The sequence below is a fragment of the Cellulosimicrobium sp. TH-20 genome (assembly GCF_002105775.1).
In the GTDB taxonomy this organism is placed as follows: domain Bacteria; phylum Actinomycetota; class Actinomycetes; order Actinomycetales; family Cellulomonadaceae; genus Cellulosimicrobium; species Cellulosimicrobium funkei.
The window spans coordinates 1818464-1842507 of the sequence record NZ_CP020857.1; the positions used below are offsets into that span (position 1 = coordinate 1818464).

Here is a 24044-nt window from a genome sequence, read left to right on the forward strand (position 1 = left end):
TGCCACCGATCCCGAGGGGAACACCCATGGAAGCTCAGCAGGGCACCGACACCACCGTCGCCCCCGCTGCCGTGATCGTCCTCGCCGCAGGCGAGGGCACGCGGATGAAGTCGTCCACCCCCAAGATGCTGCACACGCTCGCGGGCCGCAGCCTGCTCGGGCACGTGCTCGTCGCCGCGCGCTCGCTCGACCCGGCGCTGCTCGCCGTGGTCGTGCGGCACGAGCGCGACCGCGTCGCCGAGCACGCCGTGTCGGTCGACCCGGACGCGGTCGTTGTGGACCAGGACGAGATCCCGGGGACGGGCCGCGCCGTGCAGTGCGCGCTCGCCGCGCTCGACGCGAAGGCGCACGCGCAGGCGCTCGTCCACGGCCTGCCCGACGGCGAGGAGGGGCGCGGCGTCGGCGACGGCCTCGAGGGCCCCGTGGTCGTCACCGCGGGCGACACCCCGCTGCTCGACGGCGGCACCCTCGCCCAGCTCCTCGCGGCGCACGTCGCCGACGGCAACGCCGTGACGATGCTGACGACGCAGCTCGACGACGCGACGGGCTACGGCCGCGTCGTCCGCGACGAGACGACCGGCGACGTCCTGCGCATCGTCGAGCACAAGGACGCGTCGGCCGACGAGCTCGCGATCCGCGAGATCAACGCGTCGATCTACGTCTTCGACGCCGCCGTCCTGCGGCGCGGGCTCGGCACGCTCGGCCGCGACAACGCGCAGGGCGAGGTCTACCTGACGGACGTCGTCGCCGCGGCGCGCGCCGAGGGCGGCGTCGTGCGGGCGCTCGTCTCGGACGACCCGACGGTCGTCGAGGGCGTCAACGACCGCGTGCAGCTCGCGACGCTGCGCGCCGAGCTCAACCGCCGGATCCTCGAGGACTGGATGCGCGCGGGCGTGACGGTCGTCGACCCGGCCACGACGTGGGTCGACGTCGACGTCGAGCTCGCGCGCGACGTGACGCTCCTCCCCGGGACGCAGCTCCACGGCGCGACGGTCGTCGCCGAGGGCGCGACGGTCGGCCCGGACACCACGCTCACCGACACGGAGGTCGGCGCCGGCGCGACCGTGACCCGCACGCACGGCTCGCTCGCGGTCCTGGGCGCGGGGACGTCCGTCGGACCGTTCGCGTACCTGCGGCCCGGCACCGTGCTCGGTGCGCAGGGCAAGATCGGCACGTTCGTCGAGACGAAGAACGCGGAGATCGGCGAGGGGTCGAAGATCCCGCACCTGTCCTACGTCGGCGACGCGACGATCGGCGACCACACGAACATCGGCGCCGCGTCGGTCACGGTCAACTACGACGGCGTGCACAAGCACCGCACCGTCATCGGCTCGCACGCCCGCACCGGCGCGGACAACATGTTCGTCGCGCCCGTGAGCGTCGGCGACGGCGCGTACACCGCCGCCGGGTCCGTCATCCGCCGCGACGTGCCCGCGGGCGCGCTCGGCGTGAGCGGGGGCCAGCAGCGCAACATCGAGGGCTGGGTCGAGCGGCGTCGCGCCGGCACGCCCGCCGCCGAGGCCGCGGCCGCCGCGCGCGCCGCGGACCCGGAGGCGCCCCCGCTCGGCGCACAGGCGCAGGCCCAGCTCGCGGACCAGAGCGCCGCCGCGACGGCCGACCGCCCCACCCCGCCGCCGCCCGCGCCCGAGCTCGAGCACACGCTCGAGGCGCTGCGTGGCGGTCGCCCCGCCACCACGACAGACTGACCGCGACCGGCCAGCCGACCTCAGACCTACCCCGCACCCGGAAACCCCACCGAAGGAACCCACTGGTATGAGCAGCACGATCGCCGGCAACGGGGAGAAGTCCCTCGTCCTCGCCTCGGGGCGCGCGCACCCCGAGCTGGCCAACGACGTCGCGCGGGAGCTGGGCATCGACCTGCTGCCCACGACCGCGTACGACTTCGCGAACGGCGAGATCTACGTCCGGTTCGGCGAGTCGGTCCGCGGCTCGGACGTCTTCATCCTCCAGAGCCACACCGCGCCGATCAACCAGTGGATCATGGAGCAGCTGCTCATGGTCGACGCCGCGAAGCGCGCCTCGGCCCGCACGATCACGGTCGTGCAGCCGTTCTACGGGTACGCCCGCCAGGACAAGAAGCACCGCGGTCGCGAGCCGATCTCGGCGCGCCTCATGTCCGACCTGTTCACCGCCGCGGGCGCCGACCGTCTCATGAGCGTCGACCTGCACGCCGCGCAGACGCAGGGCTTCTTCGACGGGCCGGTCGACCACCTGTGGGCGATGCCGATCCTCACCGACTACGTGCGCTCGCGCGTCGACACGTCGAACGTCACGGTCGTCTCGCCCGACGCGGGCCGCATCCGCGTCGCCGAGCAGTGGGCCGCGAAGCTCGGGGGCGGGCCGCTCGCGTTCGTCCACAAGACGCGCGACGTCACGCGCCCGAACCAGGCCGTCGCGAACCGCGTCGTGGGTGACGTCGAGGGCCGCGACTGCGTGCTCGTCGACGACCTCATCGACACCGGCGGCACGATCGCCGAGGCCGTGCGCGTCATCCTCGCCGCGGGCGCGCGGTCGGTCATCGTGGCCGCGACGCACGGCGTGCTGTCCGACCCGGCGGCCCAGCGCCTGTCCGAGTGCGGGGCGAGCGAGGTCGTCATCACGGACACGCTGCCCATCGCGGCGGACAAGCAGTTCCCGCAGCTCACGGTGCTCTCGATCGCGCCGCTCATCGCGCGCGCGATCCGCGAGGTGTTCGACGACGGCTCGGTCACCTCGCTGTTCGACGGCAACAGCTGAGGCTCAGCCCAGCCACCCGGCCAGCGCGGCGCACAGCCGGTCGCGCTCCGACGGCGTGAGCCGCAGGCGCCCGACGCGTGACCGCAGGGCGCCGGCGACGTCGTCGGGGAGGCCCTGCCCGGCCGGGGGCAGGGCGCCCACGTCGTGCGCGAGCAGCACGTCGAGCACGTCGCAGCGGCCCGGGAGCGCCGGGAGGTCCGCCGCGAGGTGCGCGGCGGCGCGCACCCTCGCGGCCTCCTCGGGCGTCGTCCCGAGGAGCGCCGCGAGGTCGGGCGGGGGGGCCGCCACGATCCGCTGCTCCGTCGTCAGGCCCCACGCGCGCAGGGCCGGCGCGTACCGGGCGAACGGGGCGACCGCGAGCAGGTCGAGCGGGTCCTGCCCGAACTCCGCGGCGTACTCCGGCCGCTCGCGGTAGGCGGCCAGCATCGGGTCGTCGTGGAGCCACGCGCGCAGGTCGGCGAGCACGACCGCACGCCGCAGGTGGTCGGTCGTGCGGAGCGCGTCCGCGGCACCGAGCGGCGTCGTGCGGACGGCGTACGTGCACGCCAGGTTGTACTCGCCGGTCGGGGTCGTGGGGGACGGCGCGTCCGCGCCCTCGGGGTCGCGGGCCAGGGCGGCCCGGTAGGCGCGCCGCAGGCGCTCCCGGGGCGTCTCGGCCGTCTCGCTCGGCTCGCCCGGCTCCGTCCCCGGTGCCGTCGGCACCCGTTGCGGTGCCACGGGCTCCAGCGCCCGGGCCGCGGCCTCCGCCTGGCGGTAGAGGCTCTCGACGGCGTCCTGGAGCCGGACGACGAGCGCGTCCTCCCGCCCCGCGGCACGCTCCACCGCGAGCGCCTCCAGCAGCGCGCGGACCGCGTCGACGGCGGTCGCGTCGAGCCTGCCCGCCGGGTCGTCCCCGTCGCGGCCCGGGGCGAAGCATGCGTTGACCGTCGTCGCGGCGCGCGAGTACTGGGCCCGCAGCCGCAGCGAGCGGTACCCGCTGCGGCCCGCCGTCCGGGCGACGAACCGTCGAGCCAGCGGCCGTACGCGTCGAGGTCCTCGCGCAGGGTGTGGTGCCGGCCCTCGGCGTGCGCGAGGGCGACCTGGGCCAGGTCGTTGCGCGGGTCGACGTCGACGGCGCGCGCGAGGAGCTCCCGCTCCCGGTCCGGCGCGTCGGTGAGGTCGCTCTGGGCGACGTACTGGAGGGCGAGGCTGCGCCACGACGTCGCCCCGCACAGCCCCTCGAAGCCCGCGTGGTGGCGTGCCAGCGTCAGCAGCACGACGGCCGCCGCGGCGCGGTAGAGGTCGACCTGCGCCGCGGCGGCGGCCGACGCCGGGTCGTCGGGGTCGAACCGCAGGAGCCCCGCCCGGTCGAGCGCGGCGGAGCCCGCGGCCCGTCCGTTCCTCGTGACGACGACGGCCAGGTGGTCGGCGTCCCGCTCCTCGACCGTGACCCGCCAGGGGACCGAACCGACGACGCCCTGGGCGAGGCTGACGACCGCCTTGACGAACGCGCCCTGGGGCAGCTCGGACAGCGCGGACCCGCTGAGGGCGCTGATGTCCGTGCCGCGGGGCACCTCCAGGCCGCGCGGCGGCTCGGCGCCCAGCTCGCCCAGGAGCGCGACGAGGCGCGCCCCGCCCGTCCCCTCGTGCGACGTCGTCCGGTCGCCCGAGCGGCCCGACGTCACCTCGATCGTCAGCCGCAGCCGGGTCGCGAGGACCGTGGCGACGAGGAGCACGCCGAGCGCCGCCAGGACGGCCCCCGCCGCGAGGGACCCCGCCGCGACGGGCCCTGCCGCGACGGTGCCCGGGCCCCCGAGGGCGCGGGCCGAGAGCACGACGGCCGCGACCGCGGCGACGCCGGCCACGGCGGTCGCCCACGCCCACCAGCGGGTGCGGTCGGGGCCGGCACCCGGCGCGACGAGCCGCCCGAGGGCGAGCGCCACCGCCACGACACCGGCGACGAACCCGAGCACGAGGACCACGACCGCGAGGGTCACGCCCGCGACGCCGGAGCCCGTCCATGTGCTCGCGCCCGCGGCGGGACCCCACACGAGGAGCGCCGCGCCGGCGACGAGGGCGCCCCACCCGGCGGCGCCCGCGCGCACGCGCTCTCCCGCGGACAGGACGGGCCAGCGCAGCGTGACGGGGACGACGAGCCGCGCGACGACGGCGAGCACGAGGACGCCGACGAGGAGCGCGAGCAGGAGCGGACCCAGGGGGGAGACCGCCTCGACGAACCCGTCCCAGGCGGACGCCGCGCGGTCCGGGACCGTCGTCTCCTCCTCCTGCGCCGCGCGGACCACGGCGGCGGCCCGCGCGTCCTGCGCGTCGAGCGCGAGCGCCTGCTCCGCGCGGGCCTGCGCGGCGGCCCAGGACTCGGCCTCCCCGGACGTCGGCCGCGCCCCGCCGGGCTCGAGGGCCTCCGCCTCGGCGGCGAGCGTCGCGGCGGTGTCCCGCGCGGCGACCGCCGCGTCCCGCACGTCGGCGCACGCCGTGGCCCGCGCCGCCGGGTTCGCGGGGGACGTGGCCGTCGCGCGGTAGGCGTCGATCAGGGCGAGCGCGTCCCGGGGGCGTGAGTCGTCGAGCAGCGCGAGCGCGTCGGCGCACGCGCGCGGCGTCGTGGCGGCCGCCGGGTCGGTGCCCGCAGCGTCCGCGGCGGCCGCCCCCGGGGCCGGGGCGAGCGCGACGAGCAGCACGGCGAGCGCGAGGAGACGTCTCACGCGGACCTCCCGGGTGCGGTGACGGGCACGACGTCGTGCCCCTCTGACACGAGAGTGGCAGGCCGCGGGCCGTCCGTGCCGCCCTCACCCGGGTGAAACGGGAGCGACGCCGGGCGGTCCGTGCGAGCATGACGGCCATGAACGGCTCTGGGGTGACGACCACCGGTCAGGGAGCGGTGACGGCCACGCCGGACGTCGCCGTCGTCGAGCTCGGCGCCGAAGCGAGCGCGCCCGGCGTCCAGGACGCGCTCGACCGCGCCAACGCCGGGCTCGCCGCGGCGCGGGACGCGCTCGTCGCGCACGGCGTGGCGCCGTCCGACCTGCGCACGTCGCAGACGTCCACGTGGACCGAGCAGCGCGAGGACGGCCCCCGCACGACCGCCCGCCTCACGCTGCGCGCGACGCTGCGCGACGTGGGGGCGAGCGGCGAGGTCGTGCGCGCGGCGCTCGACGCCGCCGGCCCGACGGGCCGGCTCGACTCGACCAGCCTCGCGGTGGGGGACCCCGCCCCGCTCGCGGCAGCGGCGCGCGAGGCCGCGTTCGCCGACGCGCGCGCCCGCGCCGAGCAGTACGCCCGCCTCGCCGGACGCTCGCTCGGTCCGGTCGTCGAGATCCGGGAGGACGACGGCGCGCCCGCCCCGGTGGCGCGCGTCCTCGCGGCGAAGGCGACGAGCGACGCGCTCGTCGTCGAGCCGGGCAGCCAGGAGGTCCGCGCGACCGTCACCGTCCGGTGGGAGCTCGCCGACCCGGCGGACCGGGGCCCGGCGTCGCCGACGGCGTGAGACCTGCACCGGGCACCGGTGACAAACGGCAGGTGCCCGGCCCCGTCGCCCGGTCCTAGCGTGGACCCATGCTCATCCTCGAGGACTACCTGCTGCTCACGCTCGACGACGTGACCGGGAAGGCCGTCGTCGACGCCTCGTACCGCGAGCAGGTCGCCGCGGGCGCGCTGCTCGTCGAGCTCGCCCTGCTCGGGCGGGCCGACCTCGCGGGCGACGGCGACGGCGGCCGGGTGGGCCGCATCGTCGTGCGGGACGCGTCCCCGACCGGCAACGCGCTGCTCGACGAGGCGCTCGACGTCGTGCGGGCGCGCGAGGGCTCCACGCCGAAGGCGCTCGTCGCGCCGATCGCCAGGCTCCGGCCCGCCGCCCGCGCGGTCGCGGCGCTCGCGGAGCGCGGCGTCCTGCGGCGCGAGGAGGGCCGCGTGCTCGGCATCTTCCCGACGACGCGCTTCCCCGCGGCGGACTCCCGCCACGAGGACGCGGTGCGGGCCGACCTCCGACGCGTCCTCGTCGAGGGGCAGGCGCCGGACGCGCGCGCGGCGGCGATCGTCGCGCTGCTCGCCGCGACGGGCCAGGCGGGCCGGGTGCTCGCGAGCGGCGGCAGCGACGCCGACGGCGGGCCCGGACGCACCCCCGCGGGGCGTCGCGACGTCGATGCCCGGGCGCGCGAGATCGCGCGCGAGAGCTGGGCGAGCGAGGCCGTGCGCGCGTACGTCGAGGAGGTCACCGCGGTGATCCTCGTCGGCGCGACCGTGGCCACGACCGTCGCGACGACCACCGCGACGGGCTGAGCGCGCGCGATCTCGCCCGGGTGAAATGACGGCGAGGCCCTCGTGGCCGTCGCCGTGGCGAGGGTAGGTTCGCACGGTCCGCGTCGGTCCCGACGGCCGGGGGTCTCCCGGTCCGGTCGTGGCAGCGCCCGCGCGGACCCGCCCGCAGCGTCCGGAGGTGACGACGTGCCCCGGCAGCAGACCGCCGAGCGAGTACGCCTGCGCTGGCCCGACGCCGCGCGCGGCCTCGCCATCCTGCTCGTCGTCGTGCTGCACGCGACGCGCGCGCTCGGCGACCTCGACCTCTCCGGCGCCTGGGGCACGGTCCTGGCCGGGTGGGACCGCGTGAACGCGGCGCTCGGCACGATGCGCATGCCGCTCTTCTTCGCCGTCGCGGGCCTGTTCGCCGGGAAGTGGGTCCGCGGGCCCTGGCGTGCGCTGCTCGCTTCGAAGGTCGCGCTCTTCGCCTGGCTCCTGCTCCTGTGGCCGTTCGTCCGGGCGCTCGGCTACCTCCTCGGGGCCGTCGTCGCGGGCGACCCCGACCCGGTGCACGAGGCGCTCGTCGGGCTCGAGCTCCCGCCCGGCCTGGCCGACGACGGCGGACCCGCCCTGCAGGTCGGCACTGCCGCGCTCTCGGCGTGGGTGTGGCCGTCAGGGATCCGCTGGTTCCTCTGGGCGCTCGCGGTGTTCTTCGTCGTCGCGAAGCTGCTCTCGGGGCTGTCCCCGCGCGTGCAGCTCGTCGGGGCGGCGGCCGTGTCGCTCGCGGCGTTCGCGTTCGCGCTCGAGCTGCCGAACAACGCCTGGGACAGCGCGCCGAAGTACTTCGTCTTCTTCCTGGGCGGCCTCCTCCTGCGCGACCGCGTCCTGGGGCTGACCGAGCGCCTGACGCTGTGGACCGGCGCGGGCGTCGTCGCGCTCTGGGTCGCGGGCTGCGTGCTCGCGGCGCACGTGGCGTCGGGCGTCCTGCTGTGGGTCGTGTGCGTGCTCGGGGTGGCCGCGGGCATCGTGCTCGGCGTCGCGACGAGCGGCCTGCGGCCGCTGCGCGCGCTCGGGACGCGGACGCTGCCCGTCTACCTCACGCACATGCTCGTCATCCACGCGATCCTGCTCGTCGGCGGCGACGCGCTCGACGCCGTGCCCGCCCCGGTGGCCGCGCTCGCGCCGCCCGTGCTGGCGCTCGTCGCGACCCTGGCCTCGGTCGGCGTGCACGCCGTCGTCTCCCGGACCCCGGTCTACTGGCTGTACGAGCTGCCCCGGAGCCTCGCGCGCCGGCTCGCCGGCCGGCCCGCGCCCCGTCCCGAGACCGCCCGGGCCGACGCGACGCCCTGACGCCTTTCCCGTCGACGGCCGCGCGCCTCGCGGCGGCGGCTCCGGGCTGGGCGGCGGGGAGCGGGTTTCCGACTCGCGCCGCGCCCGGGTACAGTTATCAGGTTGCCTCGGCGAGGGACGTCTGACGGCCGGCAGCGCTGGACCGGTGAGCACACCGGCGGCGCGGGACCGCACGTGTCAGCCAGACCTGTTGGATCTCCGTTATCGACTGGGCGGTCGTCCTCCTGCGCGCCCGTCACACGTCCCGCGCCGACGCAACCGCCCGTCCGGGAGGCCCTCTCACCGTCCGGACAGCCGACCGTCCCCCACTGGCGGCCGGCCCGCAACGCATCTTCCAGGAGTGATCCACGTGTCCGAGATCAAGCTCGCCGCCGAGGCCCGCACCGAGTTCGGCAAGGGCGCCGCGCGCCGCATCCGCCGCGCCGACAAGATCCCCGCCGTCCTCTACGGCCACGGCAGCGCTCCGGTGCACGTCACCCTGCCGGGCCACCAGACGATGCTGGCGCTCAAGCACTCGAACGCGCTCTTCTCCATCGAGCTCGAGGGCAAGGGCCAGCTCGCCATCGCCAAGGACGTCCAGCGCGACCCGGTCCGCAACGTCATCGAGCACGTCGACCTGCTCATCGTGAAGAAGGGCGAGAAGGTCGCCGTCGAGGTCCCGGTCGCCGTCACCGGCGAGTCCGCCCCCGGCACCATCCACCTCGTCGACCTGCAGACCCTCGCCATCGAGGCCGAGGCGACGCACCTGCCCGAGTCCGTCGAGGTCTCCATCGAGGGCCTCGAGGCCGGCACGACCGTCACGGCGGGCGAGGTGAAGCTCCCCTCCGGCGCGACGCTCACGACGGACCCCGAGCTCGTCGTCGTGACGATCTCCGTGCCGCAGGACAACTCGGCGGACATCGAGGCCGCCGAGGCCGAGGCCGCCGAGCAGGCCGCCGGCTCCGAGGCCGCCGCCGAGGCGACCGCGGGCGAGTGACCCCCCGCGCGGACGTCGTCCGCGCCATGCTCTCGTCGAGGCGTCCGGCACCCTGGTGCCGGACGCCTCGTGCGCGTCGGGAGCCGGGACCGTGCAGGACGTCAGCGAAGGAACGGTGCACATGAGCGACCAGCCGTGGCTCGTCGTCGGGCTCGGGAACCCGGGTTCCGGCTACGCCGGCAACCGCCACAACCTCGGCCACATGGTCCTGGACGTCCTCGCGGGCCGGGCCGGCGCCCGGTTCGCGCGGCACCCGCGCGCGCAGGCCGCCGTCGCGGAGGCGCGCCTCGGCATGCTGCCCGGCGGGCGCCCCGGGCCGCGCGTCGTGCTCGCGAAGCCCACGACGTACATGAACGTCTCGGGCGGGCCCGTGGCGGGCCTCGCGAAGTACTACGGGATCGACCCCGAGCACGTGGTCGTGGTCCACGACGAGGTGGACATCCCCTTCGGCGCGGTCAAGCTGAAGATCGGCGGCGGCGAGGGCGGCCACAACGGGCTGCGCGACATCACCAAGGCGCTCGGCACGAAGGACTACGTGCGGGTCCGAGGCGGCGTCGGGCGTCCGCCCGGCCGCATGGACACCGCCGACTACGTGCTCAAGGACTTCAAGGGCACCGAGGCGAAGGAGCTGCCCTTCCTCCTCGACGACGCGGCCGACGCGGTCGAGATGCTGCTCACCGAGGGGCTGCTCGCGGCGCAGGGCAAGTACCACGCCCGAGCCTGACCCGCCCCGCCCGTCACGGCCCCTCCACCCCGTGCCGCCGGGGAAATCACCCGGGTGAGGCTCCGGGAACCCGGCCCCACGGGCCCCGCGCACCACTAGCCTCGCAGGAAGGCACAGGGCGGCAGGGCGGGAGTGACGGTGGCGGCGACGCTGAGCATCGCGATGGTGGGCACGCGCGGCGTCCCGGCAAGGTACGGCGGCTTCGAGACGGCGGTCGAGGAGGTCGGCTCGCGCCTCGCGGCGCGCGGGCACCGCGTCCGCGTCTACACGCGCACGGGGAACACCGAGGACGTCGTCCGCGAGCACCTCGGCATGGAGGTCGTCACGGCGGGCGCGCTGCGCAGCCGCTCGCTCGAGACGCTGAGCCACACGGGCCTGTCCGTCGCCCACCTCGTCGCGCACCGCACGGACGCGGCCTTCGTCTTCAACGCGGCCAACGCCCCGTTCCTGCCGCTGCTGCGCGCGGCGCGCATCCCGGTCGCGACCCACGTGGACGGGCTCGAGTGGCGGCGCGCGAAGTGGGGCCCCGCGGGCCGCCGCTACTATCGCGCGGCCGAGACGACGGCCGTCCGGTGCTCCGACGCGATCATCGCCGACGCCCGGGGCATCCAGGACTACTACGCGCGCGAGTACGGCGTCCCGTCGTCGCTCATCGCGTACGGCGCCCCGTTGCTCGACGACGACCGCGGCGCGCGCGTCGCCGAGCTCGGGCTGGAGCCCGAGGGCTACCACCTCGTCGTCGCGCGGTTCGAGCCCGAGAACCACGTGCAGGAGATCGTCGAGGGCTACGTGCGGTCCGCCGCGACGAAGCCCCTCGTGGTCGTCGGCTCGGCGCCGTACTCCGCGGAGTACACCGACCGGATCGACCGGCTCGCGCAGGGGGACGAGCGGGTCCGGCTGCTCGGCGCGGTGTGGGACCAGGAGCTGCTCGACGACCTCTACGCGTCCGCGTTCACCTACGTCCACGGGCACTCCGTCGGGGGGACCAACCCCTCGCTCCTGCGCGCGATCGGCGCCGGCGCGCCCGTCGTCGCGTTCGACGTGGACTTCAACCGCGAGGTCGTGCGCGACCCCGGCCTCTACTTCCGCGGCCCGCACGACCTCGCCGGGATCCTGGAGGACGCCGAGCGCGACGAGCTCGGGACGATCGAGCGCGGCCGCGCGAACCGCAAGCGGGCCGAGGACTACTCGTGGGACGACGTCGCCGACGGGTACGAGCAGCTCGCGCGCGACCTCTCGGCCCGGCGCACGCCCGGGCCGTGGCGGACCGCGCGCCGTCGCGCCGCTGCCGCGGACCGGCAGGACGCGCCTCGCCCCGCCGCAGCCGCCGGTGACCCGGCCCTCGGTGACCCGGCCCTCGGTGACCCGCCCCGCCGGGTCCTGTTCGACGCCTACTGGTGGGACCGGGGGCCGTTCTCGAACCGGTCGGTCCAGCGCGCGCTCATCCACCACTGGCACGAGCGGTTCCCGCAGGACGAGCTCGTGCTCGCCGTCCGCGGCGGGGAGAGTGCTGCGCCGTCGGACCTGCCGCCCGGCGCGCGGACGATCGGGACGCGCCTGTACCCGCACGCGCTGTCGAACGCGGTCGAGCTCGGCCGGCTCGCGCGGACGGTCCACGCGGACGTCGTCGTCGCCCACAACTACACGCCGGTCGGGCGGGTCCCGGCGGTGACGTTCGTCCACGACGTGATGTTCCGCGACCACCCCGAGTGGTTCTCGCGGACCGAGCGCGCGTACTTCGCGCCGATGATCCCGCTCTTGCGCGCGGCGGACGCGGTCGCGACGTCGTCGCGCACGGAGGCGGACCGCATCGAGGGCCGCTCCGGCCGCCCGGTCACGCCCGTGGGGCTGGGCGTGCCGCGCACCCTGACCGACGCCGTCCCGCGCCCGCCCGCAGGGATCGACCCGGGGCTCCCGTTCGCGCTGTGCGTCGGGCGCCTCAACGTCCGCAAGAACCTCGAGGCCGTGCTGCGCGCCGTCCCGCTGTCCGCGCGGCTGGGGCCCGAGGCGCCGCTCCTGGTCGTCGGGGGAGCCGAGCACTCCGGCGTCGCCCCGGACCTCCCGCCCGGCACGGACGCGCTCCTCGCGAGCGGTGCGGTGCGGCTGCTCGGCGCGATCGACGACGCCGAGCTCGCGTGGCTCTACTCCCGCGCCGCCGTCACGGCGTTCCTGTCGCGCGACGAGGGCTTCGGGCTGCCCGTGCTGGAGGCGACGCACTTCGGCTCGCCGCTCGTGCTGGCCGACACCCCCGTCTTCCGCGAGCTCGCCGACGGCCTCGCGCGCTTCGTCCCGCTCGACGCGCCGTCGCGCGACGTCGCGGCCGCGCTGGACGCCGCCTGGGGGACGACCCCGGACGCCGCGCTGCGCGAGCGGCTGCTCGCCCGGTACGAGTGGGACCGCGTGGTGGAGCGGCTCCGCGGGCTCGTCCCGTGACGCGGCCCCGTGTCGTCGTGCACCTCGCGCACGAGCAGGACCCGGTGGCGTGGCGGGCGCGGTACGCGGCGGGGGAGACCCTGGACCGCACGCCCTACGGCTACGACCTCGCCGCGGGCACGGTCGACCTCGCGTGGAGCGTGTCCCACCGCGAGCGGCCGTCCGTGGCGCGCGTGCGGCGCGCGCTCGCGGCGCGGCTCGGGACCGACGTCGTGCACGCGTGGCGCAACCGCGCGCTCCTGGGGAGCGCCGACGTCGTGTGGACGCACACCGAGCGCGAGCACCTCGCGGTCGGCCTCGTGCGCGCGACGCTGCCCCGACGCCGCAGGCCCGCCGTCCTCGCGCAGTCCGTGTGGCTCTGGGACCGGTGGGACGACCTCGGTCGCGCCCGCCGCCGTCTCTTCGCGGCCGTGCTGCGCGGGCACGCGGTCGAGGCGGTGCACAGCGACGTCAACCGGCGCGTGGCGCTGGACCGGGTGCCCGGTCGTCGGGTCGTCCTCGTCCCGTTCGGGACGGCGCCCGCGACGGGGGAGGGGAGTGCCGCCGGGACCGACGGCCCCGGGACCGCGCCCGAGGTGCTGGCCGTGGGCAACGACCGGGACCGGGACTGGGCCGTGCTGCGCGCCGCGCTCGACCTGCTGCCCGGCGTGACCGCGCGCGTCGCGTCGCGGTCGGCGGCCGCGGCCCGGGTCGCGGTCCCGGGCCGGGTCGACGTCGCGCCCGCGACGGGCCGCGCCGAGCTCGCGCGGCTCTACGAGGGCTGCCGGGTCGTCGTCGTGCCGCTGCGCGAGAACCGGCACGCGTCCGGTGCGACGGCGTGCGTCGAGGCGATGGCGGCGGGCCGCGCGCTCGTCGTGACGGACGCGGGCGGGGTGCGGGACTACGTCGCGGGGACGCGGGCCCGGCTCGTCGCCCCGCACGACGCAGGAGCGCTCGCCGACGCGGTGCGGCACGCGCTCGGCCCGGGGGAGGCGACGAGCGCCGCGGACGTCCGGGCGCGGGGCCTGCGGCAGGAGGACTACGTCGCGCGGTACGTGCTGCTCACGCGGGCGCTCGTCGCTCAGGCGGAGATCCCCGCCGCGGTCTCGTCGTTCGAGCCGGTCGCCGAGGAGGCGGGCCTCGCCCCCTGAGGCGTCGCGCCGTCGCGGGCGTACTGCCGGTGCAGGTGCCCGAACGCACCGGCGACCATGCCCCGGCCCCGGTGGCTCGTGCGCAGGCCGCGCGCGTCGCTCTCCAGGTCTCCCGTCCAGCGGCCCCAGACGTGCCGGGCCGCGCCCGCGACGGTGCGGCCCGTGCCCCCGACGAGCGCGCGAGCCCGCACGAGCGCCCGGCGCGCGGGGCCCCGGGCGAGGCGGAGGTCGACCTGCACGGCGCCGTTCCCGCCGTTGAACGCGCGCCGCATGGCCCAGGCCCGGGTCATGCGCTCGGCCGGGACGAGGTCCTCCGCCTCGGACTCGTTGCACCACACGATCCGGCCGCCCGCGGCGACGAGCGCGCGCGAGAAGAGCGTGTCCTCGCCCCCGGCGAGGCCCAGCGTGACGTCGAACCGGGTCCCGAGCGACCGCACCTGCCGCAGGTCCAGCAGGAGGTTCCCGCTCGCCGCGACGGGGATCTCGATCCCGGTCGGGCGCGGTCGACGGCGGAACACGCCCGTCGCGAGCAGCCACGGGTCGGGCTCGTGCGCGAACACGGAGATCACGCGGCCCATGACGGCCGCCGGGCGACCCGTCTCGCGCCACGTGTCCACGAGGGCCGCGAGCCACCGCTCGCGCGGGCGCTCGTCGTCGTCGAGGAACGCGAGCAGGTCGGCGTCGGCCGTCTCGTCGAGCGCGCGGTCGCGCACGGCGGCGATGCCCGGGCGCGGCTCGACGACGTAGCGCACGGGCAGCGGGGCGTCCCGCACGACCTGCCGCGCCGACCCAGCGGGGTCGTTGTCCAGGACGAGCACCTCCACCCGGGCGCCCTCCACCTCGGCCACCCGCTCGGGCAGCCGTGCGAGCAGCCCGGCGAGCGTCGCGGGGCGCCGGAACGTCGGGACCGCGACGACCAGCCGGAGCTCAGGAGGGGGCGTCACTGCGGATGAACCTCATCTTCCCGCCCACCTGCGGGATGTGGTCGACGAGCTCGAGCGTCACCGGCACGAGCCCGCGCGTCGCGCGGCGCAGCGTCGCGAGGGCCCGCTCGATGTCGGCGCGCTCGTCGCTCGCCGGGATGCAGCGCAGCGTCACCGCGTAGTCACGGCCCTGCACGATCTCGAACTGGCGCACCGAGAGCGGCGCGTGGTCGAAGATGTGGCCCAGCGCGCCGGCGATGGTCGTCCCGTCCGGGAGCCGGACGGCGTCGGACGCCCGCCCGGAGACGGCGCCGAGCCGGGGCAGGGACCGCCCGCACGCGCACGTCTCGCGGCGGATGCTGCTCACGTCGCCGAGGCGGTACCGCACCACGGGGAACACGCGGTTCGTCAGGTCGGTGACGACGACGTTGCCCTCCTGCCCGTCGGGGACGGGGCGGTCGTCGTCGTCGAGGATCTCGACGCGGCGCACGTCCCAGAACACGTGCATCCCCGACTGCTCGGCGCACTCGCCCGCGATCCACGGCACCTCGGCGCTGCGGTAGTGGTCGTAGACGGGGGCCCGGAGCGCCGTCGCGATCTCCGCGCGGACGCCCGGGGCGAGCGGCGCGGCCGTGACCGCGACCGCGCGCGGCGGCGCGAGCTCGATGCCGAGCCGCCCGGTGCGCCGGACGAGCTCGAGCACGCCCCCGCCGTAGCCGAGCAGGAAGGGCGGCCGCAGCCGGTTCCAGCGGCGCGCGAACTCGGTGACCGTCTCGTCCGTGATGCGGAACGCGTCGAGCTGCACGCGGCGGCTCGGGAGCCACTGCAGGTCGTGGCGGACGCGCGCGAGCCCCTCCAGCATGTGCCGGGTGATGATGCCGCGGTCCTCCCACGGCTCGACGCCCCACCACCGGAACAGGCGCCACTCGAGCGCGCGCGCCGGGAAACGCAGGTCGCGCAGCACGTGCAGCGGGAGACCCGTGCTGCCGCCCGTGCGCGACGTCGCGGACGTGCGGTCCGTCGCCTCGTCGGTGCGGATCGTGTCGAAGTGCTCGCGCAGCGCGGGCTTGTCGACGAGGGGGAGCGCGTCGAGCACCGCGTCGTCGTGGAGGTCGGCGGCCGTGATCCCGGCGTCGCGGTAGAGGTCCCTGTAGAACGGGCTGTGCTCGGACGCGAACCGGGCGTGCCGCAGCGCGCGCTCGCGCGAGAGCTGCTCGAGCGCCGGCCCCGGGAGGGCGTCGTGCCGCACGAACGCGTCGAGCTGCGCCGTGCTGTCCCGGCCCACGACGGCGGTCTTGGCGCGGAACGCCGCCTCGGCGATCACGCGGCCCCCTCCTGCCCGGGGCGTCGACGCGACCGCCGGCCCGCCAGGGCGGAGCGGTAGGCGCGGGCGTGCGCCGCCCCCGCGTCCGTCCACTCGCGGCGCGACAGGTCCGGTCGCGCGCCGTCCGGGATCGCGGCCGCCTCGGCGAGCGCCCCGACGAGGCGCTCGCCCGTGAGCCGGTCGTCGAACATGAGCACCCACTCGTCGCCCACCTCCTTCGCGAGGGCCTCGTTCACCGCGTTGCGCGGCACGAGGACCGGGCGGTCGAGCGACAGCGCGGCGAGCACGCTCCCGGAGTTGTGCATGAACCGGTACGCCAGCACCACGAGCTGGGACCGCGAGGCGAGGGCGACGAGCTCGTCGTCCTGGAGGAAGCGCAGGGTCAGCTCGACGCCGGGCAGGTCCGCGGTCTCCGCGCGCAGCGAGGTCTCGAGCTCGGCCGACGACGGGCGCCCGCCGATCTCCAGGCTCAGGTCGTCGCGCAGGGCGCGCGCCTCGCGGTAGGCGCGCACGAGGTCGCCCACGCTCTTGTAGCGACGCACGCCGCCGAAGTAGCCCGCACGCCCCGGGACCCGCTCGTCCCGGGCGTACCGGGCGAACCAGTCGCGGTAGTGGCCGTGGAGGATCGTGGTGCGCGGCTGCTCCGGGGGCAGCTCGGTCGTCTCGTTGAGGACGATGCGATGGTCCGTCGAGCGGTCGACGCGGACCAGGAGCCAGCGCGAGACGCGCGGGACGTCGGGCAGCTCGACGTTGTGGACCGTCCGCACGACGACCACGCGGCTCAGGCGGTGCCGCACGAGGATCGCGGCGACGAGCGCGTGCTTCGCGGCGGCCTTCCACCACGTGGTGCCCTCGAGCTTGCCCTCGGGCCAGTGCCAGTGGAAGACGTCGTAGCGGCCCACGATCGCCGTGCGCCAGTCGAAGCGCAGGTGCTCCACGGACGGCTCCGCCGCGAGGGCCGCGTCGAGCTGGGTGATGTACGGGTTCGTGGTCGGCCGCGGCGCGCGGAACGACTGCATCACCCGCACGGGCCTCACGAGGGGACTCCCGCCGTGGTCGCCGCGCCGCGTTCCAGGGCCTGGAGCGACCGGTACCACCGCACGGCCGCGAGGGGCAGGACGAGCGCGTTCACGACGGCCAGCGCGGTGTACACGACGAGGAACGCGGAGGGGAGCCACAGCAGCGCGAACGAGAGGCACAGGAAGCCGTAGTCGGTCGGGAGCACCGCGAGCGTGTAGAGCGGGTGCTCGCGGAGCCGGCCCCCGGTCCCGTGCGCGGCCCCGCCCGGCGAGCCCTTGGCGCGGCGCACCAGGTCGACCGCGACGATCCCGAAGAAGAACGTGCTGCTCACGACGCAGAACGCGAGGGGCACGACGAGCCAGCCGGCGTCGACGTCGTAGTACCGGAACCAGCAGACGAGCACCGCGAGGTGCAGGGCCACCGTCTTGAGGGCGTCGAAGAAGTGGTCGAGCCACTCGCCCGCCGCGCTCCCCGACCGCGAGAGCCGCGCGAGCTGGCCGTCCGCGGAGTCGAGGGCGTACCCGAGGACGAGGAGCACGACGGCCGCGAGCGACGACCCGAGCGTCGGCTCGGCGAGCGCGATGGTCGCGATCCCGGCGAGCGTCGTCGCTGCGCTGACGAGCGTCACCGCGTCCGGCGTCAGGCCGAGCACGTACGCGCCCGCGGCGAGCGGGCGGCCGAGCGGGCGGTTGACGAAGCGCGAGTACGCGGCCGCGCCGCTCGAGGACTTCTGCGCGTCGTGCAGTCGCGTCATCGCCGCGCCGAACTCGGACATGGGCACCTCGCGAAAGAGACGGGGGGAGCTTCTGGGAAGCGGCGGCGACGGATTGTCTGCCCGCCCCCGACCGTGCCGAGAATCGTATCCAGGCGGGGGCGGGTGAACAGCGGGTGAGGTTGTATCTCGCCCGGGTGAATTCCGGCGTCACGGCCCGACGGCGGGCTTAGGATCGCCGCGACGGCCGACGTGCCAGGACCTGGAGGTGACGACCGTGGACGACGTCTCGGACGCCTCCGGCGACCTCGCGATCGTGGTCGTGAGCTACGGCTCCGCCGCGCTCCTCGAGCGCAACCTCGGCGCGCGCGGCGCGGTCGGGGAGGCCCGCGTGGTCGTCGTCGACAACCGGTCGACGACGCCGGAGCGCGAGCGGGTCTCCCGCCTGGCGGGCGAGCGCGGCTGGGACCTGCTGACCCCGGCGGAGAACCTGGGTTTCGGCGGCGGTGCCAACCTGGGGATGCGCGCGGCGTTCGGCGCGGGCGCCGCCGAGGTGCTCCTGCTCAACCCCGACGCGACGATCGCCGCGGCCGACGTCCGGACCCTGCGGGCGGCCGTCCAGGACGACCGCCTGCTCCTCGTGTCCCCGGTCGTCCTCACGCCCGCCGGGCGCCGCTGGTTCGGGGGCCTCGACGTCTACCTCGACGACGGCACGTTCCGCGCGCCGTCGCGCCGCGACGAGCACCCGGGCGCCGCGCGCGTGGAGTGGCTCAGCGGCGCGTGCCTGCTCGTCACCCGGGAGGTCTGGGAGCGCACGGGCGGGTTCGACGACGCCTACTTCCTCTACTGGGAGGACGTCGACCTGTCCTACCGTCTGCAGCGCGCGGGCGGCCGGGTCGCCGTCGTCGAGGACGCCGTCGCGGTCCACGACGAGGGCGGGACCCACCGCGACGGCCGGCAGCGGCCGGAGGCCAAGTCGGAGACGTACTACTACTACAACATCCGCAACCGGATGCTGTTCGCCGCGCAGCACCTCGACGAGGTGTCCGTGCGGCGCTGGCGGCGCAGCGCGCCGGGCAACGCCCGCGCGGTCCTGCGGCGCGGCGGCCGGCGCCAGTTCCTGCGGCCGGTCGTCCCGCTGCGGGCGGCCTGGCGCGGGCTGCGCGACGGCCGGCGGGCGGCCCGGCAGGGCGCCGCGACGGCGGACCGGCGCGAGCCGGCACGGAGCACGACCGGAGGCGGACGATGAACGCGGAGAACGACGGCGCCCCCGAGGGCGCCACCCCGACGCGGCGGCCCTCCCGCCGTGCCGTCGCGGTGATCGGGGCGGCGGTCGCGCTCGCGGTCGCCGTCACCCTCGTCGTGCTGCAGCCGTGGCGGTCCGACGGCGACGAGTCCCCGGGCGGGACGGTCACGCCCGCGCCGGTCGCCTCCCCGGAGGAGAGCGGCGACGCCTCGGCGGACGCGACCGCGGACGACGCGGGCGACGGGGACGGCGGCGCCGCGGCGGACGGCGACGCGGCCGCCGGGACGGGCGAGACCGACGGGGCGGACCCCGCCGTCGTGCCCGTGGCCCCCGAGCTCGAGCCGGCCGCGCCCGACCAGACGGTCCAGGCGCCCGACGGCGTCACCGTGCGGCTCGCGCAGGTCGAGCACGTCGAGGGCGAGGCCGTGGCCGCGGGCGAGACCTCGGGTCCGGCCGTCCGCCTCACCGTCGAGGTCACGAACGGGACCGACGCCCCGCTCGACCTCTCCTACGCCGTGGTCAACGCCTACACGGGCGAGGACCGCGCGCCGGCCGGGCGCCTCGTGCAGCCCGGCGGCCGGCCCTTCGAGGGCGAGCTCGCCCCGGGCGAGAGCGGGACGGGCGTCGTCCTGTTCTCCATCCCCGACGCCGACCGCGACGACGTCACCGTCGCGGTGGAGTACGCGCCGGGCACGTCGACCGTGGTATTTCGCGGCGATCTGTCCTGACCCGCGCGGGAAGGGGCGGTAAATTTCGCCCGCTCGCGCCGTTCTGCGGCCGGTTCGCCGGCGCTACAGTCACAACGTCCGGCTGATGGACCGGCATTTCCGCGGGTCCGCGACGAAGAGAGTGACCCATGAAAAACAATGATGTGAGTCGGACGGTCGTCCAGGGCTCTCTTCGGGGCGCGCCGCCGGGACGGCGACGCGTCGTCGGCCGCGTCGCCGGGCTGACCGTCGCCGCCCTCGTCGCGACGGCCCTCGTCGCCCCGGCGGCCGGCGCGGTCGAGAGCGCGGCGCCCGCCGCGGCCCCCGCCGCCGTCGCGCCCGACGTGCCGGTCGCCGCGGCCGCCACCCCGGCCGACGCGACCGTCCCGGTCACGGCCGACCCCCTGCCCACGACCCAGATCGACGGGATCGTCTGGGCGCAGACCATCGTCGGCGGCCGCGCGTACGCCGGCGGCCAGTTCACCTCGGCACGCCCCGCGGGTGCGGCGGCCGGGACGGGGGAGACCCCGCGCGCCAACATCCTGCGGTACGACGTCGAGACCGGCGTGCTCGACGCGTCCTGGAACCCGGGCACGAACGGTCGCGTCCTCGCGATCTCGTCGTCGCCGGACGGCAAGCGGCTCTACGTCGCGGGCGCGTTCACCGAGATCGCCGGCCAGACGCGGTACCGCCTCGCGGCGTTCGACACCGCGACCGGCGCGCTCGTCTCGAGCTGGAACCCGGGCACAAACTCCACGGTCTACGACATCAAGGCGACGAACTCCACGGTCTACATCACCGGTGAGTTCTCCAACGTCAACAACACCGCGCGCGCCCGCATCGCCGCGCTGGACGCGTCCACGGGCGCGCTGCTCGGCTTCGCGCCGGAGCTCGCCGGCGGGTACGGCGGCCGCGCGATCGAGATCTCGCCCGACGGCGCCAAGGTGGTCGTCGCGGGCTCCTTCACGAGCACCAACGGGTCGACGAACCCCGGCCGTGGCATGGCGGCCCTCGACGCGACGACGGGCACCGTGCTCCCGTGGGCCGTCAACTCCGTGATCCGCAACGGCGGCGACAACGCCGCGATCTACTCGCTCGCGTCCGACGGCGACAGCGTCTACGGGTCGGGCTACGACTACGGCGGCAGCAAGACGGAGGACGACTTCGAGGGCTCGTTCCGCGCGAGCTGGTCCGACGGGTCGCTCGTCTGGATGGAGGACTGCCACGGCGACACCTACTCCGTGTACCCCGCCGGTGACTCCGTCTACGTCGCGACCCACGCGCACTACTGCGGCAACATCGGCGAGTTCCCGCAGACGGACCCCTGGACGGTGAACCACTCGCTGGCCTTCGCCAAGGAGCCGTCGGACCGCAAGATCACCCCGGACATCTGGGGCTACCGCAGCTTCACGGGCCAGACGGCGGGCAAGCTGCTGCACTGGTACCCGACGTGGAGCACGGGCAGCGCGTCCGGGATCTCGCAGGCCGGGTGGGACATCACGGCCAACGACAAGTACGTCGTGTACGGCGGCGAGTTCACGCGCGTCGCCGGGGCCCGGCAGCAGGGCCTGGTCCGGTTCGCGCGGCGCGACGTCGCTCCGACGAAGATCGGCCCGACGATCCAGGGCGGGCAGTACACCATCTCGACCCGGTCGCTCATCAGCGGGAGCGCCCGCGTCTCCTGGCCGGCGAACATCGACCAGGACAACGCCGAGCTGACATACGAGCTGTACCGCCGCGGCACGACCGCCCCGATCTCCACGCAGAAGGCGTCGTCCACGTACTGGGTGCGCCCGACCATGGGCTACACCGACTCCGGCCTCGCGCCGGGCAGCACGGTCGAGTACCGCGTCAAGGTGATCGACGGCGACGGCAACTCCACGGTCTCGAACTGGACGCCGGTCACGATCGCGGCGCAGGGGTCGAGCACGGCCTACAACGACTCGGTGCTCGGCGACTCGCCGGTGAGCTACTGGCCGATGAACGAGGCGAGCGGGAGCAGCGCGACCGACTGGGCCTCGCTGTCCGACCTCGCGCTCACGAACGGCACGACCCGCGGCGTCGACGGCAAGGACGTCCCGCCGACCGCGAAGGCGACGCGCTTCTCGGGCGCCAACGGCGTCTCCGGGAGCACCCCGACCGCGACCACCGGACCGCAGCGGTTCTCCGTCGAGGCCTGGTTCCGCACGACCTCGACATCGGGCGGCAAGATCGTCGGCTTCGGCAACGCCAAGACCGGCACGTCGTCGAGCTACGACCGGCACATCTACATGAACAACTCGGGGCGCCTGACGTTCGGCGTCCACCCGGGGATGGTCCGCGAGATCACGACCGCCGCCTCGTACAACGACGGCGCGTGGCACCACGTGGTCGGTACGCTCGACGGCTCCGGCATGACCTTCTGGGTCGACGGCGTCAAGGCGGGTCAGCGCAGCGACACGACGTCGGCGCAGTCCTACTCGGGCTACTGGCGCGTCGGTGGGGACAGCCAGTCGGGCTGGCCGAACAGCGGGAGCTCGAACTTCTTCAACGGCACCATCTCCGACGTCGCCGTGTACGACCGTGCGCTCACCCGCGGCGAGGTCTCCGACCACTGGACGGCGAGCGGCCGTCCCGCGGCCGGGGCCGCCGCACCGCAGGACGCGTACGGCCAGGCGGTCTACTCGCTCGAGCCGACGCTCTACTGGCGGCTCGGCGAGTCCTCGGGCTCGGTCGCGAAGGACTCCGGCCCCGACGCGTCCGACGGCTCGTACTCCGGCCCCGTGACGAAGTCGCAGACCGGCGCGCTCACGGGCGTGACGGACAAGGCGGTGCGCTTCCAGCCGACGAAGAACATCTTCGGCACCTGGAACGGCGGGCTGGTCGCGAGCCAGCGCAGCTACGCCAACCCGACGGTGTACTCGGTCGAGACGTGGTTCAAGACCGACACCACGACCGGCGGGAAGCTCATCGGGTTCGGCAGCAGCCGGACGGGCACGAGCTCCAACTACGACCGCCACGTGTACATGTCGCCGGACGGCAAGGTGAAGTTCGGCACGTACGACGGCGCGCAGCAGGTGCTCAGCACCACCGGGTCGTACCGGGACAACGCCTGGCACCACGTCGTGGCGACGCAGTCGAGCGCGGGCATGCGGCTCTACCTCGACGGCGAGCTCGTCGGGTCGAACGACAAGGCGGTGCCGGAGAACAACACCGGCTACTGGCGGCTCGGCGGCGACAACGGCTGGGAGGGCGACACCTACTGGAAGGGCTACCTCGACGAGGCGGCCGTCTACCCGGTCGTGCTCACGCCGGCCCAGGTGAAGCAGCACTTCCAGCTGGGCTCCGGCACCACGCCGAACGTCCCGCCGCAGGCGGTCGTGACGGCGCAGGCCGACGGGCTCACGGTGTCGGTCGACGGCTCGGGGTCGAGCGACCCGGACGGCACCCTGACCGGGTACGCGTGGGACTTCGGTGACGGCGCGACCGGCACCGGGGCGACGGCGACCCACACCTACGACGCGCCGGGGACGTACACGATCACGCTCGACGTGACCGACGACCGTGGCGCCACGGCCACCGCCACGACCTCGGTGAAGGTGCTCGCACCGAACGTGAAGCCGCAGGCGGCGTTCACGGCCTCCACGACGGACCTCACCGTCGCGGTGGACGGCTCGTCGTCGAGCGACCCGGACGGCACGATCGCGTCGTACGCGTGGAGCTTCGGGGACGACGCGACCGCGGAGGGCGCCACGGCCTCGCACACCTACGCGCAGGCCGGGACGTACACGGTCACGCTCACGGTGACGGACGACCGCGGGGGCACGTCCTCCGTGTCGCACGACGTCGTGGCGACCGCGCCGGCGGAGGACGTCGTCGCGCGCGACACGTTCGACCGCGCGGTGACCTCCGGCTGGGGCACGACGACGTCGGGCGCGGCGTGGTCCGCGCTCGGCGGGGCCGCGGCCTTCTCGGTCGCGGACTCGGCCGGCACGTTGACGATGTCGCCCTCCTGGACGCGCGAGGCGCGCCTGGCGGGGGTCTCGGAGTCGCGGGCCCGCACCGAGACGACGTTCTGGTCGGACGTCGCGTCGGTGGGCGGGACGACGTCGGTCACGCTCATCGGCCGGCAGGTCGGGACGAGCACGTACTCCGCGCGCGTCCGCCTCGAGCCCAACGGGCTCATGCGGCTGTACCTGCTCCGGGACGAGACGCTCCTCGGGAACCAGCTGCTCCCCGCGACGTACGCACCCGGCACGCGGTACACCGTGTCGATCTCGGCGGTCGGGACGTCCCCGACGACGCTCTCCGCCAAGGTGTGGCCCACGGCGGCCGGCCCGGCGCAGGCGTGGCACCTCGAGGCGACCGACACGACGGCGGCGCTCCAGTCGCCCGGCACGGTGAGCATCAAGGTGGCCGTGAGCTCGGCGTCCACCAACCCGACGACGCGCGTGTCGTTCGACGACGTCAAGGTGGTGCGCGAGCCGTAGGCCCGCCGCCCCGCACGTCCGCCGGTGCCCCCGGGTCCTCGAC

At 75.8% G+C, this 24044-nt stretch carries 17 protein-coding genes and 2 pseudogenes; 14 read left to right on the forward strand and 5 right to left on the reverse strand.

The genetic code is table 11. From position 1 onward, the window contains the following. The first annotated feature begins 26 nt into the window (after nucleotides 1–26). On the forward strand, nucleotides 27–1706 hold the full coding sequence (gene glmU / locus B8281_RS08120) for a bifunctional UDP-N-acetylglucosamine diphosphorylase/glucosamine-1-phosphate N-acetyltransferase GlmU (RefSeq protein ID WP_085387446.1): 1680 nt from the start codon (nucleotides 27–29) through the stop codon (nucleotides 1704–1706). A 67-nt stretch (nucleotides 1707–1773) separates the two neighbouring features. After that, on the forward strand, nucleotides 1774–2757 hold the full coding sequence (locus B8281_RS08125; RefSeq protein WP_021483711.1) for a ribose-phosphate diphosphokinase: 984 nt from the start codon (nucleotides 1774–1776) through the stop codon (nucleotides 2755–2757). 3 nt (nucleotides 2758–2760) lie between these two features. Here the strand turns inward: B8281_RS08125 and B8281_RS19510 are convergent, their stop codons facing one another. Beyond that, nucleotides 2761–3579, reverse strand: a complete 819-nt coding sequence (locus B8281_RS19510; protein WP_198163183.1) for a hypothetical protein — start codon at nucleotides 3577–3579, stop codon at nucleotides 2761–2763. A gap of 227 nt (nucleotides 3580–3806) precedes the next feature. Here B8281_RS19510 and B8281_RS19515 point away from each other — a divergent pair, with 227 nt between their 5' ends. The 9 genes and pseudogenes from B8281_RS19515 (at nucleotide 3807) to B8281_RS08165 (ending at nucleotide 13600) form a co-directional block, all read left to right on the forward strand. Next, nucleotides 3807–5312, forward strand: coding sequence for a hypothetical protein (locus tag B8281_RS19515; RefSeq protein WP_198163184.1), 1506 nt, complete (start codon nucleotides 3807–3809; stop codon nucleotides 5310–5312). A 281-nt stretch (nucleotides 5313–5593) separates the two neighbouring features. Continuing rightward, entirely contained in the window at nucleotides 5594–6238 is a 645-nt protein-coding gene (locus tag B8281_RS08135; protein ID WP_232322725.1) for an SIMPL domain-containing protein, read from the forward strand. Nucleotides 6239–6306: 68 nt separating this feature from the next. Then, nucleotides 6307–7029: a GPP34 family phosphoprotein gene (locus tag B8281_RS08140; protein WP_085387449.1), complete on the forward strand. Its 723-nt coding sequence runs from the start codon at nucleotides 6307–6309 to the stop codon at nucleotides 7027–7029. 165 nt (nucleotides 7030–7194) lie between these two features. Then, nucleotides 7195–8337: an acyltransferase gene (locus B8281_RS08145; RefSeq protein ID WP_198163185.1), complete on the forward strand. Its 1143-nt coding sequence runs from the start codon at nucleotides 7195–7197 to the stop codon at nucleotides 8335–8337. Nucleotides 8338–8686: 349 nt separating this feature from the next. Continuing rightward, the gene (locus tag B8281_RS08150) at nucleotides 8687–9313 is read left to right on the forward strand and encodes a 50S ribosomal protein L25/general stress protein Ctc (RefSeq protein WP_061268693.1); all 627 of its coding nucleotides are present in this window, start codon (nucleotides 8687–8689) and stop codon (nucleotides 9311–9313) included. Between the two features lie 121 nt (nucleotides 9314–9434). Then, on the forward strand, nucleotides 9435–10037 hold the full coding sequence (gene pth / locus B8281_RS08155; protein ID WP_085387451.1) for an aminoacyl-tRNA hydrolase: 603 nt from the start codon (nucleotides 9435–9437) through the stop codon (nucleotides 10035–10037). A 162-nt stretch (nucleotides 10038–10199) separates the two neighbouring features. Beyond that, nucleotides 10200–11318: pseudogene (locus B8281_RS19820) on the forward strand (DUF1972 domain-containing protein); the annotation flags it as partial. A 297-nt stretch (nucleotides 11319–11615) separates the two neighbouring features. Then, nucleotides 11616–12470 (forward strand): annotated as a pseudogene (locus B8281_RS19825) (glycosyltransferase); the annotation flags it as partial. Beyond that, nucleotides 12467–13600, forward strand: coding sequence for a glycosyltransferase (locus B8281_RS08165; RefSeq protein ID WP_085387453.1), 1134 nt, complete (start codon nucleotides 12467–12469; stop codon nucleotides 13598–13600). The pseudogene B8281_RS19825 and the gene B8281_RS08165, both read left to right, overlap by 4 nt. On the opposite strand, the gene B8281_RS08170 is transcribed toward B8281_RS08165, so the two are convergent. The 4 genes from B8281_RS08170 to B8281_RS08185 are packed head-to-tail and all read right to left on the reverse strand — an operon-like array spanning nucleotide 13531 to nucleotide 17642. Further along, the gene (locus B8281_RS08170) at nucleotides 13531–14544 is read right to left on the reverse strand and encodes a glycosyltransferase family 2 protein (protein ID WP_085387454.1); all 1014 of its coding nucleotides are present in this window, start codon (nucleotides 14542–14544) and stop codon (nucleotides 13531–13533) included. The genes B8281_RS08165 and B8281_RS08170 overlap by 70 nt on opposite strands. After that, a complete protein-coding gene (locus B8281_RS08175; protein WP_085387455.1) occupies nucleotides 14528–15847 on the reverse strand; it encodes a phenylacetate--CoA ligase family protein in 1320 nt (439 codons plus the stop codon). The genes B8281_RS08170 and B8281_RS08175 overlap by 17 nt, the downstream gene beginning before the upstream one ends. After that, complete coding sequence (locus tag B8281_RS08180) at nucleotides 15844–16884, reverse strand: glycosyl transferase (RefSeq protein ID WP_232322726.1); 1041 nt, start codon at nucleotides 16882–16884, stop codon at nucleotides 15844–15846. The genes B8281_RS08175 and B8281_RS08180 overlap by 4 nt, the downstream gene beginning before the upstream one ends. After that, on the reverse strand, nucleotides 16881–17642 hold the full coding sequence (locus tag B8281_RS08185) for a CDP-alcohol phosphatidyltransferase family protein (RefSeq protein ID WP_085387457.1): 762 nt from the start codon (nucleotides 17640–17642) through the stop codon (nucleotides 16881–16883). The genes B8281_RS08180 and B8281_RS08185 overlap by 4 nt, the downstream gene beginning before the upstream one ends. 205 nt (nucleotides 17643–17847) lie before the next feature. On the opposite strand from B8281_RS08185, the gene B8281_RS08190 reads away from it, so the two are divergent. From B8281_RS08190 to B8281_RS08200, 3 genes are all read left to right on the forward strand, one after another. Next, nucleotides 17848–18828: a glycosyltransferase gene (locus B8281_RS08190; protein ID WP_232322727.1), complete on the forward strand. Its 981-nt coding sequence runs from the start codon at nucleotides 17848–17850 to the stop codon at nucleotides 18826–18828. Beyond that, a complete protein-coding gene (locus B8281_RS08195) occupies nucleotides 18825–19553 on the forward strand; it encodes a hypothetical protein (RefSeq protein ID WP_085387458.1) in 729 nt (242 codons plus the stop codon). The genes B8281_RS08190 and B8281_RS08195 overlap by 4 nt, the downstream gene beginning before the upstream one ends. A gap of 128 nt (nucleotides 19554–19681) precedes the next feature. Next, on the forward strand, nucleotides 19682–24001 hold the full coding sequence (locus tag B8281_RS08200) for a LamG-like jellyroll fold domain-containing protein (RefSeq protein WP_198163186.1): 4320 nt from the start codon (nucleotides 19682–19684) through the stop codon (nucleotides 23999–24001). Nucleotides 24002–24044: the final 43 nt, after the last annotated feature.